General features: G+C 75.2%; 15 protein-coding genes. 10 read left to right on the forward strand and 5 right to left on the reverse strand.

Annotated elements, in window-relative coordinates:
• From ATM99_RS19690 to holA, 3 genes are all read left to right on the forward strand, one after another.
• A partial coding sequence (locus ATM99_RS19690; protein ID WP_062102324.1) for a ComEA family DNA-binding protein occupies positions 1-943 on the forward strand: 943 nt, incomplete at its 5' end.
• On the forward strand, positions 940-2550 hold the full coding sequence (locus ATM99_RS07665) for a ComEC/Rec2 family competence protein (protein ID WP_062102325.1): 1611 nt from the start codon (positions 940-942) through the stop codon (positions 2548-2550). The genes ATM99_RS19690 and ATM99_RS07665, both read left to right, overlap by 4 nt.
• A 151-nt stretch (positions 2551-2701) precedes the next feature.
• Positions 2702-3634, forward strand: a complete 933-nt coding sequence (gene holA, locus ATM99_RS07670; protein ID WP_062102326.1) for a DNA polymerase III subunit delta — start codon at positions 2702-2704, stop codon at positions 3632-3634.
• Positions 3635-3725: 91 nt separating this feature from the next.
• Here holA and ATM99_RS07675 read toward each other — a convergent pair whose 3' ends face one another.
• Positions 3726-4493: an EAL domain-containing protein gene (locus tag ATM99_RS07675; RefSeq protein ID WP_062102327.1), complete on the reverse strand. Its 768-nt coding sequence runs from the start codon at positions 4491-4493 to the stop codon at positions 3726-3728.
• A gap of 194 nt (positions 4494-4687) precedes the next feature.
• Here ATM99_RS07675 and ATM99_RS19815 point away from each other — a divergent pair, with 194 nt between their 5' ends.
• Both ATM99_RS19815 and ATM99_RS07680 read left to right on the forward strand, forming a co-directional pair.
• Entirely contained in the window at positions 4688-4816 is a 129-nt protein-coding gene (locus ATM99_RS19815; RefSeq protein ID WP_255356811.1) for a hypothetical protein, read from the forward strand.
• Between the two features lie 186 nt (positions 4817-5002).
• Positions 5003-6295, forward strand: a complete 1293-nt coding sequence (locus tag ATM99_RS07680; RefSeq protein ID WP_255356812.1) for a helix-turn-helix domain-containing protein — start codon at positions 5003-5005, stop codon at positions 6293-6295.
• Positions 6296-6414: 119 nt separating this feature from the next.
• Here the strand turns inward: ATM99_RS07680 and rpsT are convergent, their stop codons facing one another.
• Together rpsT and ATM99_RS07690 are read right to left on the reverse strand one after the other, a co-directional pair.
• Positions 6415-6675 carry a 30S ribosomal protein S20 gene (rpsT, locus tag ATM99_RS07685; RefSeq protein WP_062102329.1) on the reverse strand — a complete coding sequence of 87 codons (261 nt, stop codon included), beginning with the start codon at positions 6673-6675 and terminating at the stop codon, positions 6415-6417.
• Between the two features lie 145 nt (positions 6676-6820).
• Complete coding sequence (locus tag ATM99_RS07690; protein WP_223304879.1) at positions 6821-7360, reverse strand: type II toxin-antitoxin system PemK/MazF family toxin; 540 nt, start codon at positions 7358-7360, stop codon at positions 6821-6823.
• A gap of 80 nt (positions 7361-7440) precedes the next feature.
• On the opposite strand from ATM99_RS07690, the gene ATM99_RS07695 reads away from it, so the two are divergent.
• Genes ATM99_RS07695 through ATM99_RS07705 form a run of 3 tightly spaced genes read left to right on the forward strand, consistent with a single transcriptional unit; the run spans position 7441 to position 10780 of the window.
• The gene (locus tag ATM99_RS07695; protein ID WP_062102330.1) at positions 7441-9021 is read left to right on the forward strand and encodes a circularly permuted type 2 ATP-grasp protein; all 1581 of its coding nucleotides are present in this window, start codon (positions 7441-7443) and stop codon (positions 9019-9021) included.
• Positions 9015-9944, forward strand: coding sequence for an alpha-E domain-containing protein (locus ATM99_RS07700; protein ID WP_062102331.1), 930 nt, complete (start codon positions 9015-9017; stop codon positions 9942-9944). The genes ATM99_RS07695 and ATM99_RS07700 overlap by 7 nt, the downstream gene beginning before the upstream one ends.
• The gene (locus ATM99_RS07705) at positions 9941-10780 is read left to right on the forward strand and encodes a transglutaminase family protein (RefSeq protein ID WP_062102332.1); all 840 of its coding nucleotides are present in this window, start codon (positions 9941-9943) and stop codon (positions 10778-10780) included. The genes ATM99_RS07700 and ATM99_RS07705 overlap by 4 nt, the downstream gene beginning before the upstream one ends.
• Before the next feature lie 21 nt (positions 10781-10801).
• Here ATM99_RS07705 and ATM99_RS07710 read toward each other — a convergent pair whose 3' ends face one another.
• Entirely contained in the window at positions 10802-11521 is a 720-nt protein-coding gene (locus tag ATM99_RS07710) for a maleylpyruvate isomerase family mycothiol-dependent enzyme (RefSeq protein WP_062102333.1), read from the reverse strand.
• A gap of 139 nt (positions 11522-11660) precedes the next feature.
• Here ATM99_RS07710 and lepA point away from each other — a divergent pair, with 139 nt between their 5' ends.
• Together lepA and hemW are read left to right on the forward strand one after the other, a co-directional pair.
• A complete protein-coding gene (lepA, locus tag ATM99_RS07715; protein ID WP_062102334.1) occupies positions 11661-13538 on the forward strand; it encodes a translation elongation factor 4 in 1878 nt (625 codons plus the stop codon).
• Between the two features lie 31 nt (positions 13539-13569).
• On the forward strand, positions 13570-14811 hold the full coding sequence (gene hemW, locus ATM99_RS07720) for a radical SAM family heme chaperone HemW (protein ID WP_062102335.1): 1242 nt from the start codon (positions 13570-13572) through the stop codon (positions 14809-14811).
• Positions 14812-14832: 21 nt separating this feature from the next.
• Here hemW and ATM99_RS07725 read toward each other — a convergent pair.
• Positions 14833-15183 (reverse strand): DUF4870 domain-containing protein (locus ATM99_RS07725; protein WP_082659426.1); only part of this gene is annotated, 351 nt, incomplete at its 5' end.

Below are 15183 nucleotides of genomic sequence, written 5' to 3' on the forward strand. Positions count from 1 at the left end.
CGACGTCGCGCGCCGTCTCGCGACCCTCGCGGCGCCGCGACCCGACCCGGCCGGGGACGCCGCGACGGCCGGGTGGACGCCGCGGCCGGCACGCACCGCCGCCCCCGTCGGTCCGGTCCCACCTGCCGGCGCCGCGCCGACGGCTCGCGCCGCCCACCGGGTCGGGCGCGTCGGCCCCCGTGCACCCGGCTCGGGCGACCCGCGCCCCGAGGCGGGGGAGCCGGCCCCGCACGCGACCGCGGGGCGCGCCCCCGCGGCCGTCCCGGAGCGGTGGGACCCCGATGTCGCGTCCGCGCTCGCGCTCGCCGCCGAGCACGCCCCGCGTGCGCCGGTGCCCGTCGCTCCGCGCGTGCGGTGGGTGCCTGCCTGGCGGACCGCCGGTGCGGCGGGCCTCGCGCTCGCGCTCGTTGCGGGCGGGATCGTGCTGCGGGCGTCGACCGCTCCGCGGGGCGAGCCGGTCGCGATCGCCGCTCCCGGCGTGACCGCGACCGACGGTGCGACCTCGCCGACGGATGCCGACACCGACACCACGGTCGTCGTCCACGTGGTGGGTGCCGTGGGTGCTCCCGGCGTCGTGCACCTCGACGCGGGTGCGCGGGTGGCCGACGCGCTCACCGCCGCGGGCGGCAGCACGCCCGACGCCGACCTGGGCGCCCTCAACCTCGCGCGCGTCGTGGGCGACGGCGAGCAGCTCCGGGTGCCGCTGATCGGTGAGGCACCCGCCGCGCAGGCGTCCGCGGCGGCGCCCGACGACGCTCTGGTCGACCTCAACAGGGCCGACGAGGCCGCGCTGCAGGAGCTGCCGGGCGTCGGTCCCGTCCTGGCCGGGCGGATCGTGGAGCACCGCGCCCGGTCCCCGTTCACGAGCGTCGACGACCTCGACGACGTCGCCGGTATCGGCCCCGCGCTGATGGCCGACCTGCGCCCCCGGGTCCGGGTGTGAGTGCGTCGCCGTCCGCGGTCACGACGGCCGCCGACCTGCGGCTGATCCCGCCGGCGGCCGCCGCGTGGTGCGCCGCGCTCCTCGTCGCGCACGCGCCCGGCACGGTGCCGGCCGCCGCGACGCTCGCGCGGTGGGTGCTGGCCCTCGTCGCGGCGGGTGCCCTCGTCGCCGCGGTGGTGGCCGCCGGACGCGCTGCGGCCGCAGGACCCGCTGCACCTGAGCACGCACCGCACGTCGAGGAGCCCCAGCCGTCGACCACGCACGACCCGCCCGCCGCCGCGGAGCGTCCCCGCCCCACCGTCCGCGACGTGGGCGACCGCCTCGCCCGGCTGGCCGTCCTGGCCGCGGCCGCCGCCGCGACGGTCCTCGTGTCGGGTGGCGTCCAGCTCGCGGCCGCGGCACCGCGCGTCGTCGTCGAGGCAGCCGACCGCGGTGCCGTGGTGGAGGTCGTCGGCCGTGTCGGCGCTGACGCCCGGACCGTGGTCACGCAGGGCGAGCCCCGCGAGAGCGTCACCGTCGCCGCCACCGCGGTGCGGATCGGGACCACCTGGGTGCGGGTGGCCGCGCCGGTGACGGTGGTCGGACCGGCCGGCCTGCCGCCGGACGCGCTCGTGCGGGTGCGGGGCACGGTCGCCCCCGCCGAGCGTGCCGGTCGCGCGTCGGTCCGCCTCGGCGTGCGCGACCCGCCCGTCGTCACGGAGCGACCTCGGCCCGTCGGCGGGTGGGCGCAGGGCGTGCGTGACGGCGCACGAGCCGTGGCCGCACCCCTGCGCGCGGACGTGCGCGGACTGCTGCCCGCGGTGACCGTCGGCGACACCGGTGCGGTCCCCGAGGACCTCACCGCGGCCATGCGGGCCGCCGGCCTCGCGCACGTGACGGCCGTCTCCGGCGCGCACTTCGCGATCGTCGGCGCGCTCGTGCTCGCGCTCGCTGCCGCCGTGCGCGCACCGCTGGTCCTCCGCGTGGCCGCGGCCGCGACGGCGGGCGCGCTGCTGCTCGCGGTCGTCGGGCCGCAGCCGAGCGTCGTGCGCGCCGCCGTGATGGGCGGCGTCGGACTGCTCGGCCTGGTCGTCCGGCGCCGGTCGGTGGGACCGGCGGCGCTCGCGACCGCGGTCGTCGTGCTGCTCGTCGTCGACCCGTGGCTCGCCGTCGACGTCGGGTTCGCGCTCTCGGTCGCCGCGACCGCCGGACTCGTGCTGCTCGCGCAGCCCCTCGTCGAGACGCTCGCACCCCTGTGCGGGCGGGACGTCGCGGGGCTCGTGGCCGCGCCGGTCGCGGCGCAGCTCGGCTGCCTGCCGGTCGCGCTGGCGGTGTGGCCGACGTTCGGCCCGTGGGCGGTCCTGGCGAACGTGGCGGTCGTCCCCGCGATCGCGCCGGCGACCGTGCTCGGGCTGGTCGCGGCCCTCCTCGAGGGCGTCTGGCCCGCGGGGGCGGGGCTGCTCGGTGCGGTGGCCGGCGCCGCGTGCTGGTGGGTCGCCACCGTCGCGCGGTGGGTGGCCGGACTGCCCGCGGCGGGCCTCGCGTGGTGGCCCGGACCGGTCGGGGCCGTGACCGCTGCCCTGGTCGTCGTCGGCGCGACGGGCCTGCTCCGCGCGGGCCGGCGGTGAGCGCGGCACGCCGGCCGTCGGTGTCCCCGGCGTCTGGCAGGCTGGGGCCGTGGCAGCCCCCGCTCGTTCCTCTCGTGGCTCCTCCGCGCGGTCGGGGCGCGGAGGCGGTACCTCCGGCGTCCCGTGGTCGGCGGCCGAGCCGGCGCCGGTCGTGCTCGTGAGCGGGGCCGAGACCCTGCTCGCCGAACGCGCGTGCGATCGGATCGTCGCACGGGTCCGGGAGGCGGATCCCGACGTCGAGGTCGCACGCGTCGACGCCGCGACGTACGCGAGCGGCGAGCTCACCGTGCTGACCAGCCCGTCGTTGTTCGCCGAGGGCAAGGTCGTCCTCGTCGAGGGGGTCGAGCGTGCCGGTGACGCGCTGCTGCTCGACGCCGAGGCCTACCTCGCCGACCCGGTGCAGGACGTCGTCGTGGTGCTGCGTCACGGCGGCGGGCAACGCGGCAAGCGACTGCTCGACGCGGCGAAGCGCGCACAGGTGCCGACCGTCGCCTGCGACGCGGTGAAGTCCGACTCCGACAAGTCCGCGTTCGTCCAGGACGAGCTCCGCCGCGCGGGGCGTCGTGCCGATCCGCGCGGCGTCCGGGCGCTGGTCGACGCGGTCGGGTCCGACCTGCGTGAGCTTGCCGCGGCGTGCGCGCAGCTGGTGGCGGACACCACGGGGCTGATCGGTGAGGAGGCCGTGCAGCGCTACCACGGCGGCCGGGTCGAGGCCACGGGCTTCCAGGTCGCCGACGCGGCCGTCGCCGGGGACGCGGGCAAGGCCGTCGCGCTCCTGCGGCACGCGCTCGCGACCGGGCTCGACCCCGTGCCGGTCGTCGCGGCCCTCGCGGCGCGGCTGCGGACCTTGGCGAAGGTGGGGGCCGTCCGTGGTCGCGGTGCGGCCGCGGCGCGCGAGCTCGGGATGGCGCCGTGGCAGGTCGACCGCGCGACGCAGGACCTGCGGCGGTGGACCCCCGAGGGGCTCGCCCTGGCGATCTCGGCCGTGGCCCAGGCCGACGCCGAGGTCAAGGGAGAAGGTCGCGACCCGCGGTTCGCCGTCGAGCGCGCGGTGCTCCGCGTCTCCGCCGCCGTCGACCGCTGACGCCTCGCTCCTGCCGTCCCCGCGCGACCGTGGGGCCACGACCGGGGCGACGGGTGTCACGGGCTGCGACGAGCCCCTCACCCGTCCGAGGTCACGGCCGGGGGTGCCCCCCGGCACGCCCGTGGCCGGCGTCGCTGCCGACGGGGCGGTCGTCGGTGCGGTCCAGCACGTCGACGCGCTCGATGAGGTTGCCCTGGAAGAGCGTGAAGCCGAGGTCGCGGGCGAGGCGGAGCTCGTCGGACGTCTCGACGTACTCGGCGACGAGCATCGCGCCGAACGATCGCGCCACCCGGACCACGGGGTGTCCCTCGACGTCGAGGTCCCGGACGTCGATCTTGACGAAGTCCGCGTGGGGGAGCAGCCGTCGCTGCTCGGGTCGGTCGGCGAACGCCGGTATCGCGATGCGGAAACCCTCCTCGCGCAGCCGACGCAGCCCGGCGAGCGCGGCCGCGTCGACGTCGGCCGTCGCGCTCACCTCGATCACCAGGCGATCGGGACGGTGCGGCACCGCGAGGTCGCCCACGAGATGCGCGCGGGGGCAGCGCACGAACAGCAGCCGGCCGTGGGCGACGCGCTCGAGGTCTGCCCGGCCGAACGTCGCGCCGAGGACGTGGTCGGTGGCGCGCTCGTGCTCCGGCGGGCCCCACTCCTGCGCGACCTCGGGGTGCAGCCCCGCGCCCCGGTACGAGAGCTGGTAGGCGAACGGCCGGCCGTGCGTCGAGTAGATGCCCTGACGCGCGACGAGGACGGGTTCGTGCGCGACGTGCTCCTCCCACGCCTGCACCAACGAGCGCGGGATCGCGGCGTCGACCGCCGCACCCAGCTGCGCGAGCGCCGCGTCCGGCCCGTGCGATGTCATGGTGACTATGACACCACACGTCGGAACGTGTGATCCTTCGGCCGGCGGGTGGAATCTCCTACCACCCGTTCGGGCTAACGGTGGGTCGCGACGAGGGTGTGCCGTGTGTCACCCTGTCCGCGGCGGGCACCGGCCTGGCGGGCCGCCGAGTCGTGTCACCAGGACTCTCGGAGACACCGGACAGGAGTAACGACATGAAGCATCTGGCCAGCGCACTCGCCGCCCTCGCGATCGTCGGCTCGCTCGCCGTCGCCACGCCCGTGGTCACGGCCTCCGCCACGCTCAACGGCGGAGCGAGCGGCTGCTGCAAGGACTTCCACTGACCTGACGGTCCCGCGGGGGAGCGGCGTCACGTCGCCGCGTGGCGCCGCACCCCGATCGGATCCCTGCCCGGACGCGCGGCACGACGACGTGCGGCGCGCCGAGGACGAAGGCTCTGGCGCCGCGTGGCGTCATACGTACAATGAACTCTCATGACGACTATTGGTGACCGCGTTCGCGAAGCGCGGTTGGCAGCGGGGCTCTCCCAGACGGCTCTCGCGGGCAGCGCGTTCTCACCCAGCTACATCTCCCTCATCGAGGCGGGGCACCGCGAGCCGACGGATGCCGCGCTCGGCGTCCTCGCCGAGCGGCTCGGCACCACGCTCGAGTTCCTCAAGCACGGCGAGGACGGCCCCAACGAGGCGCGCACGCGGCTCGAGCTCGACTACGCGCGGCTCGACCTGGCCAGCGGCGACGCGACGGGCGCCGTGCAGCGCATCGGCGCGCTCGACCTGTCGGTCGTCACGCCGACGCTGCGGATCGAGGCGCACACGACGCTCGCGCGCGCCCATGAGCTGCTCGGCGAGCTCGAGACCGCGATCTCCCTGCTCGAGCCGCTGCTGGTCGAGACCCAGCAGCGTCCCGACCACCTGCGTGCCGCGGTCCTCACGACGGCGCTCGTCGGCTGCTACCTCGAGGCCGGCGACCTGCACCGCGCGGTCGAGGTCGGCGAGAGCACGCTCGGTGAGCTCGACGGCGCCGATCTCGTGGGCACCGACGAGCACCTCCGGCTCGCCTCCACCGTGCTGTGGGCGTACGTCGAGCGTGGCGACCTGCTGTACGCGACGCACCGTGCCGCCGAGCTCGTCCGGCTCGCCGAGTCCCTCGGGACGCCGCGCGGCCGGGGGAGCGTCTACTGGAACGCGGCCCTCGTGGCGGAGCAGCGTCGTGACTACGAGCTCGCGCAGCGCTACACCGAGCGCGCGCTCGCGCTGCTGTCCGAGGGGGAGCCCGACAGGGATCTGCCCCGGCTGCGCGTCAACTACGCCTGGCTGCTGCTGCGTTCCGAGCCGGCGGACCCGCAGGGCGCGCTCGAGCAGATCGAGCGGGCCGAGCCGGGGCTGACGATCGTCGGCTCGTCGCTGGACGTCGCGCGTCTGCAGGTCGAGCGGTCGCGGGCGCACCTGCTGCTGGGTGACGAGGTGGCCGCCGAGGCCGACGCGCGCGCCGCGCTCGCCGGTCTCGGCGACTCGCCGCGGCTCGAGGGCGCGACGGCGCACATCGCCCTCGGTGACGTGCTCGACGCCCGGGGTGACGCGGAGGGTGCTGCCGCCGCCTACCAGTGGGGTGCGGACATGCTCGGGATGATGGCGGCGACGCGGCACTCGGCCGGTGTCTGGCGCGACCTGGGTGACCGGTACCTGCGTCGCGGCGACGTCGACGCGGCAGCACGGGCGTTCGACCGTGCGCTGAGGGAGGCGGGCTTCCAGCCGTCGATGCCGGCCGGCGTGCCGCGTCAGACGTGGTCCCTCGGGGGCTGACGTACGGCACGTCCCACGACGCACGGAAGGGCGGCACCCCGCGGGGTGCCGCCCTTCCGTCATGTCGTGCGGGTCACCCGAGGGTGCCCGTCGGCGCAGGTGGAAGCTGCGCCGCGACCTCAGAGGCCGTTGACGGCCTTCGCGAGCGCCGACTTGCGGTTCGCGGCCTGGTTCGAGTGGATGACACCCTTCGACACGGCCTTGTCGAGCTTGCGCGACGCGAGCGTCAGCGCGGTCGCAGCGGCGTCCTTGTCGCCACCGGCGACGGCCTCGCGGACGCGCCGCACGTACGTCTTGAGCTCCGACTTGACAGCCTTGTTGCGCTGACGAGCCTTCTCGTTCGTGCGGATGCGCTTGATCTGGGACTTGATGTTCGCCACGTGTGGACTCTCTTCGTGTTCGCCGAAGCGATCTGACAGGTCGTAGAGGGCGTGCGCAGCGCCGGGACTGGGGCGTGGGGACACCCTCGGGAAAGGCCTGCGCGTGTGTCCACACCGACCCGGAGCGGACACGCGAACGACGATGCTACCAGCCGTGCAGGCGTGCGGCGGCGCGCACCACCGCGTCGTAGCGGCGCCGGTCGAGCGCGGCACCCTCGCGGCGGACCTCGGCGGCGGGCAGGCGCAGGACCCGGTCGAGCCGTACCTCGCTGGGGCGCCCGCGCGGGTCCCAGCCGCCGGTGCCGACGTCCTGCCACACGCGGCCGTGCCGTGCCTCGTCCGCGGCGTCGCGGTCGTGGTCCTTGCTCGTGAGCATGAGGGCGACGACCGTGGTGCCCTCCACCGTCAGCACCAGGACGGGGCGGTCCTTGCCGCGCGTGGCGTCCTCCTCGTACGGGACCCAGGTCCACACCACCTCGCCGGGGTCGGGTCGCCCGTCGCTCCGGGGCGCGTACCGCGGGCGCACGACCTCCGGGTCCGTGGCACCCGGCGTCGTCGGTGCCCGACGGTCGCCGCGGGGAGCCGCGGCGGGTCGTGGCATGCTCGCCGGCGGGCGGGTGCCGGTGCCTGGCAGCAGGCGCCGCGCGGCGCCCTGCAGGAAGGCGGTCAGACGTCCGGTGCGCACGACGTGGAGCCTAGGGGTGCCGGGGCGCGGGCGGTGCGTCCCGTAACGCGGCGTTGACACGGTCCGGCTACATTCGCGCCATGGCGGACCTCTTCGACGACTACCCGGCGGGGGCCGCCTGGGACGAGATGATCGGGACCGACGGCGAGGCGCAGCCGGCCTACCGGCACGTCCACTCGGCGCTCGCGCAGCTCTCGGCGGGCGAGCTGCGCGCCCGCGCCGACACGCTGGCGCGCTCGTACCTCAAGCAGGGCGTGACGTTCGACTTCGCGGGGGAGGAGCGACCGTTCCCGCTGGACGTCGTGCCGCGCGTGCTGGCCGGCGACGAGTGGGAGCACGTCGCGCCCGGCGTCTCGCAGCGCGTGCGTGCGCTCGAGGCGTTCCTCGCCGACGTCTACGGACCGCAGAAGGCGGTCGCCGACGGCGTCGTGCCGCGGTCCGTCATCGTGTCCTCGACGCACTTCCACCGCGCGGCCCGCGGGGTCGAGCCGCCCAACGGCGTGCGCGTGCACGTCTCGGGCATCGACCTCGTGCGGGACTCGCTCGGCGGCTGGCGGGTGCTCGAGGACAACGTGCGCGTGCCGTCCGGGGTCAGCTACGTGCTGTCCAACCGCCGCGCGATGGCGCAGACCTTCCCCGAGCTGTTCGCGACGCTGCGCATCCGCCCGGTCGTGGACTACTCGCGGCGGCTGCTCGCGGCTCTCATGGCGGCCGCCCCGGCGGGGGTCGACGACCCGACGGTCGTCGTGCTGACGCCGGGCGTCTACAACTCCGCCTACTTCGAGCACACGCTGCTCGCGCGCACGATGGGCGTCGAGCTCGTCGAGGGGCGCGACCTGTACGTCGCGGGCGGGCGCGTGTGGATGCGCACGACGCAGGGGCGCCGCCGCGTCGACGTCATCTACCGACGCGTCGACGACGAGTTCCTCGACCCGGTGGTGTTCCGGTCGGACTCGCTGCTGGGCTGCCCCGGGCTGATGACGTGCGCGCGGCTCGGCACGGTGACGCTCGCGAACGCCGTCGGCAACGGGGTCGCGGACGACAAGCTGCTCTACACCTACGTGCCCGACCTCATCCGCTACTACCTGGGCGAGGACCCCGTGCTGCCGAACGTCGACACGTGGCGGCTCGAGGACCCCGGCGCGCTCGAGGAGGTCCTCGACCGCTTGCCGGAGCTGGTCGTCAAGCCCGTCGACGGGTCGGGCGGCAAGGGGCTCGTCGTCGGGCCGCGGGCCACGCGCGCCGAGCTCGACGAGCTGCGCGGCCGCCTGCGGGAGGACCCCCGCGGCTGGATCGCGCAGCCGGTCGTGCAGCTGTCGACCGTCCCGACGCTGGTCGAGGACGGTCTGCGTCCGCGGCACGTCGACCTGCGGCCGTTCGCGGTGAACGACGGCGACTCGGTCTACGTGCTCCCGGGGGGTCTGACGCGCGTCGCGCTGCCCGAGGGGCAGCTCGTCGTCAACTCCTCGCAGGGCGGCGGGTCCAAGGACACGTGGGTGCTCGGGGGTCGCGTGCCGCGCCGCGCCCCGGGCTCCGGCCAGTCGGCGCCGCAGACCGTGCCGAAGGACGCGTCGGTGCCGATCGACTCCAACCCGTCGGACCGCCGCGTGCAGGTCATGCAGCAGCAGCAGACACTCGCCGACGGGGGGACCACGTGCTGAGCCGCATCGCCGAGTCGCTGTTCTGGATCGGCCGCTACGTCGAGCGGGCCGACGACACCGCGCGCCTGCTGGACGTGCACGTGCAGATCCTGCTCGAGGACCCGTGGGCCGAGGAGGACCTCGCCTGCCGCTCGCTGCTGTCGGTGATGGACCGCCCGGTGCCGCCGGACCACGTCGAGGTGGGGCGCGAGCACGTGCTCGACGTGCTCGGGTACGACCGGTTCTCGCCGTCGTCGATCGCGGGCGCGCTCGTCGCGGCGCGCGAGAACGCGCGGCGCGCGCGCGAGATCGTGTCGACCGAGCTGTGGGAGTGCCTCAACGCGAGCTGGAACCAGCTGCCGTCGCAGATGCGTCCCGCGCGGCCGCACGACTACTTCACGTGGGTGCGCGAACGCGCCGCGATCGTCACCGGGATCATGGAGTCGACGACGTCGCGCGACGAGACGTGGCACTTCCTGGTGCTCGGGCGGGCCATCGAGCGCGCCGACATGACCGCCCGGCTCCTGACCACCCGCGCGCTGCTCGGGTCGGCGGGGCCCGGCTGGTCGACGCTGCTGCGCTCGTGCGGCGCGCACGAGGCGTTCCTGCGGACGTACCGCGGCACGGCGTCGGACGAGCGCGCGGCCGGGTTCCTGCTGCTCGACCGGCTGTTCCCCCGGTCCATCGTGTACGCGCTCAACGAGGCGGAGGCCTCGCTCACGGCGCTCGAGCCCGTCGCCGACCGCGCGGGCATCGACGACGCGCGTCGGCACATCGGCCACGTCCGGTCGAACCTCGAGTACCGGCCGCTGCTGGAGATCCTCGACGACCTGCCGCGGGAGATGGAGCTGGTGCAGCGGGCGTGCTCGGCCGCGTCCGACGCGATCCGTGGGCGGTACTTCCCGTCCGGGGCGGAGCTGACGTGGGTGGGGGAGGCGCTGTGAGCCGGTTGCGGATCGTCCACACCTCGACGTTCCGGTACGCCGACCCCGTGGTCGCGTCGTACAACGAGGCCCGCATGACGCCGCTGTCCCTGCCGGGGCAGTCGGTGCTGGAGACGCGGCTCGACATCCAGCCGCAGACCTGGTCGCACGACTTCCGCGACTACTGGGGCACGCACGTCACCGCGTTCGAGGTGATCGCGCCGCACCGGTCGCTGGTGCTGACGGCCGAGCACGTCGTCGAGGTCGCCGAGCGCCCCGCGCCGTCGCAGTCCGTGACGTGGGAGGTGCTGCGCGGGGCCGAGGTGCGCGACCGCCTCGCGGAGCACCTCGGCACGACCGACGCCACCGACGTCCCCGACGACGTCGTCGCGCTCGCGCGGGCCGCGGCGGACGGGCTCGAGCCGGCCGCGGCCGCGGAGGCCGTGTGCCGGGCGCTGCGCGACGAGATGGAGTACATCCCGGGTGTCACGACGGTCCACACGCCCGCCGCCGAGGCGTGGACGAGCCGCACCGGCGTGTGCCAGGACATGGCGCACCTCGCGCTCGGTGCGCTGCGCGCGATCGGCGTACCGGCCCGCTACGTGTCGGGGTACCTGCACCCGGACTCGTCGGGCGAGGTCGGGACGACCGTCACGGGGGAGTCGCACGCGTGGGTCGAGTGGTGGGCCGGCGAGTGGTACGGGTACGACCCCACCAACCGGGTCCCGGCCGGCGAGCACCACGTGGTCCTCGCGCGTGGTCGCTGCTACGACGACGTCGCGCCGCTGCGGGGCATCTACGCGGGAGCTCAGACCCAGGACCTCGTCGTGCGGGTGCGGATCACGCGCGAGGCGTGACGCGGCGCCCGACGGCGCGCGTCAGGGCGTGATCCGGCCCGTCAGGGCGGCGTCGAGCGCGGCGCGGTCGCCGGTGACGCCCAGCGCGGGGTCGTCGGGCGTCGTGCGGCCCCACAGCAGCAGCGCGAGCCGCTCGGCGGGCCCGTGCACGGTGGCCGCCGGCTCGCCCGGCGCACCGGGCGCCGCGGCCGTCGCCCACGCGCGGCCCGCGTCCTGCGCCACGAGGCGCACGGGTGACGGCGGCGCCGCGACGCGCCCGAGGGCGACCTGCCGCGGGTGCATCACCGTGACGACCTCGTCGACCGTGTCGGCCCACAGCGCGGGCGGCACGTCGAGCGGCAGCCCGCCTGCGGTGCGCAGGTCCCACAGGTGCACGAGCGTCTCGTGCACCTGACGGCGGTGCCAGAACCGGACGACGCCGCTGTCGTCGAGCGTCCACGCGGGCGCGTCGGGGTCGAGCTCGTCGAGCGTCTCGCGCAGCTCGGCGGCCTGCGTCGCGTAGAACGCGTCGAGCACGAACGGCCCGCGCCCGAGCGGCGTCTCCTGCCGGCGGCGCGCCTGCCCGGCGGCCCAGTGGTGGATCCGTCCGAGGTGCACGACGAGGTCCCGCACGCGCCAGCGCCCGCACCACGGGACGCGTGCGCCCGCGTCGACCTCGCCCACGGACGCGAGGAACCGGTCCTGGAGGTCGGCCAGCACGGCCGTCGTCGCGACGGGTGGGTGGTCCGGCGCGTCCGTCATGGGACCATGGTGCTGCCCGCCACCGACACCCCGACAGGGCCGGGGCCGCCACCGACCGTCGTGATCCCGCCGAGCGCGGGGCTCGCCACCGTCGGCGCGTGCGGCCGTCGAGCCCGTCCAGAAGCCGGAGAACGCCGAGTTGCCCATCCCGTCCGCCACCGCCGCCGCGCGGATCCGCCCGTCGGCGACCGCGCCCGAGCTGCTGCGCAACTTCTGCATCATCGCGCACATCGACCACGGCAAGTCGACGCTCGCCGACCGCATGCTGCAGCTCACCGGCGTGGTCGACGCGCGGGCCATGCGCGCGCAGTACCTCGACCGCATGGACATCGAGCGCGAGCGCGGCATCACGATCAAGTCGCAGGCCGTGCGCATGCCGTGGGAGCTCGACGGCACCCCGTACGCGCTCAACATGATCGACACCCCCGGGCACGTCGACTTCACGTACGAGGTCTCGCGCTCGCTGGCCGCGTGCGAGGGCGCGGTGCTGCTGGTCGACGCCGCGCAGGGGATCGAGGCGCAGACCCTCGCGAACCTCTACCTCGCGCTCGAGAACGACCTGCAGATCATCCCCGTGCTCAACAAGATCGACCTGCCCGCCGCGCAGCCCGAGAAGTACGCCGAGGAGATCGCCGGGCTCGTCGGCGGCGACCCGGCCGACGTGCTCAAGGTGTCGGGCAAGACGGGCGAGGGCGTCGAGGCGCTCCTCGACCGGATCGTGCGGACCGTCCCGGCGCCGGTCGGCGACGCCGACGCGCCGGCCCGCGCGATGATCTTCGACTCCGTGTACGACACCTACCGCGGTGTCGTGACCTACGTGCGCGTCGTCGACGGCAGGCTCGACCCGCGCGAGCGCATCGTCATGATGTCGACGCGCGCGACGCACGAGCTGCTCGAGATCGGTGTCATCTCGCCCGAGCCCGTGCCGACCAAGGGCCTGGGCGTCGGTGAGGTGGGCTACCTCATCACGGGCGTGAAGGACGTGCGCCAGTCGAAGGTCGGCGACACCGTGACGAACGCGGCCAAGCCCGCGGACCAGGCGCTGGGCGGGTACTCCGACCCCAAGCCCATGGTGTTCTCGGGCCTGTACCCGATCGACGGGTCCGACTACCCCGCGCTGCGCGACGCGCTCGACAAGCTCAAGCTCAACGACGCCGCGCTCAACTACGAGCCCGAGACGTCGGTGGCGCTCGGCTTCGGCTTCCGCGTCGGCTTCCTGGGCCTGCTGCACCTCGAGATCGTGCGCGAGCGGCTCGAGCGCGAGTTCGACCTCGACCTCATCTCGACCGCGCCGAACGTCGTCTACGACGTCACGCTCGAGGACCGGACCGAGGTCGTCGTGACGAACCCCAGCGAGTTCCCCGCGGGCAAGATCCGCGAGGTCCGCGAGCCCATGGTCAAGGCCACGATCCTCACGCCGAGCGAGTTCGTCGGCACGATCATGGAGCTGTGCCAGACGCGCCGCGGCGACCTGCAGGGCATGGACTACCTGTCCGAGGACCGCGTCGAGATGCGGTACACGCTGCCGCTGGCCGAGATCGTCTTCGACTTCTTCGACCACCTCAAGTCGCGCACGCGCGGCTACGCGAGCCTCGACTACGACACGACCGGCGACCAGGCCGCCGACCTCGTCAAGGTCGACATCCTGCTGCAGGGCGAGCAGGTCGACGCGTTCAGCGCGATCGTCCACAAGGACAAGGCGTACGCGTACGGCGTCTCGATGACCGCCAAGCTCAAGGACCTGATCCCGCGCCAGCAGTTCGAGGTGCCGATCCAGGCGGCGATCGGGTCGCGCATCATCGCGCGCGAGACCATCCGGGCGATGCGCAAGGACGTCCTGGCCAAGTGCTACGGCGGCGACATCAGCCGCAAGCGCAAGCTGCTCGAGAAGCAGAAGGAGGGCAAGAAGCGCATGAAGACGATCGGCCGGGTCGACGTGCCGCAGGAGGCCTTCATCGCCGCGCTGTCGTCGGACGGCGGCGGCGCCAAGGACGCCAAGGACGCGAAGAAGAAGTGAGTCGTCCGGCGGCGGTCGCGGGCGGCGCCGCGTGAGCCCGGCGCTGCCCGAGGGCGACCCGGCGCCGGCCGACGGCGCGCTGCCGGCGTCGGCGACGGTCGGTGCCGACGCCCGTCGGTTCGGCGTGTACCTGCACGTGCCGTTCTGCGCGGTGCGCTGCGGGTACTGCGACTTCAACACCTACACGGCCACCGAGCTGGGCGGGGGAGCGAGCCTCGCGGCGTACGCCACCACGGCCCTCGCCGAGATCGCGCTGGCCGACCGCGTGCTGCGCGCCGCCGACCTGCCGACGCGACCGGTCTCGACCGTGTTCGTCGGCGGGGGGACCCCCACGCTGCTGCCGGTGGACGACCTCGCACGCCTCCTGGACGGCGTGCGCACCACGTGGGGGCTGGCACCGGGCGCCGAGGTCACGACCGAGGCCAACCCCGACTCGGTGACCCCCGACGGCCTGCAGCGGCTCGCGGCGGCCGGGTTCACGCGCGTGTCGTTCGGCATGCAGTCGGCCGTGCCGCACGTGCTCGCGACGCTCGAGCGCACGCACGACCCCGCGCGGATCCCGGACGTCGTGCGCTGGGCGCGCGACGCCGGGCTGCGGGTGTCGCTCGACCTCATCTACGGCACGCCGGGCGAGTCGCTCGACGACTGGCGGCGCTCCGTCGAGGTCGCGCTCAGCACCGGCGTCGACCACGTGAGCGCCTACGCCCTGGTCGTCGAGGCCGGCACGCGCATGGCGGTGCAGGTGCGGCGCGGCGAGCTGACGCTGCCCGACGAGGACGACCAGGCGACCAAGTACGAGCTCGTCGACGACCTGCTCACGGACGCCGGGCTGGCCTGGTACGAGGTGAGCAACTGGGCGCGGACGCCGCAGGACGCGTCCCGGCACAACCTCGGCTACTGGCGCGGCGACGACTGGTGGGGCGTGGGGCCCGGTGCGCACAGCCACGTCGGGGGCGTCCGCTGGTGGAACGTCAAGCACCCGCGCGCGTACGCCGACCGGCTGGGCCGCGGCCTGAGCCCCGCGGCGGGCCGCGAGGTCGTCGACGCGGCCACGGCGCGGCTGGAGCGGGTCATGCTCGGGGTCCGGATCGCCGAGGGGCTGCCGGTCGCCGATCTCGCGCCGCCGGCCCGGCAGGCCGTGGCGGGGCTCGTCGCGGACGGGCTCGTCGACCCCCGGGCGGCGCTCGGTGCCGACGGCGGTGAGCGGCGCGTGCTGCTGACGCGCCGTGGCCGGCTGCTGGCCGACGCCGTGGTGCGGGCGCTCGTCGACTGACGGGACGCGCGCGGCCCCGTGTCAGGCGATGAACCGGATCGTCAGCGGGTAGCGGTACCACTCCCACCGGCTCGCGGCGACCGCGGCGAGGACGCCCAGCACGACCCACACCACCAGCAGGCCGAACAGCACCGGCGAGGCGAGCCCGAACGTCACGACCACCAGCACGCCCGACACGACGAGCGCGAGCAGCGAGGCGAGCTGGAAGTTCAGCGACTCCTTGGCGTGGTGCTCCAGGAACGGTCCGCGCCCGCGGAAGACGAGCCACAGGACCAGCGGCGGCACGAAGCCGAGGCTCAGCAGCGGGAGCACGTGGGCCAGGATCGCCCACGTGCGCTCCTCGTCGGGCCGCAGCGGCGGGGCGGGCGGCGG

Origin of the sequence: Cellulomonas sp. B6 (assembly GCF_001462455.1) — a bacterium.
GTDB lineage: Bacteria > Actinomycetota > Actinomycetes > Actinomycetales > Cellulomonadaceae > Cellulomonas.

Excerpts from the sequence above, each read along its gene's own strand:
- ATM99_RS07675 (WP_062102327.1), bottom strand. The coding sequence starts at position 4,493 with ATGACATCGCACGGGCCGGACGCGGCGCTCGCGCAGCTGGGTGCGGCG.
- ATM99_RS19815 (WP_255356811.1), top strand. The coding sequence starts at position 4,688 with ATGAAGCATCTGGCCAGCGCACTCGCCGCCCTCGCGATCGTCGGCTCG.
- ATM99_RS07695 (WP_062102330.1), top strand. The coding sequence starts at position 7,441 with ATGGCGGACCTCTTCGACGACTACCCGGCGGGGGCCGCCTGGGACGAG.
- ATM99_RS07710 (WP_062102333.1), bottom strand. The coding sequence starts at position 11,521 with ATGACGGACGCGCCGGACCACCCACCCGTCGCGACGACGGCCGTGCTG.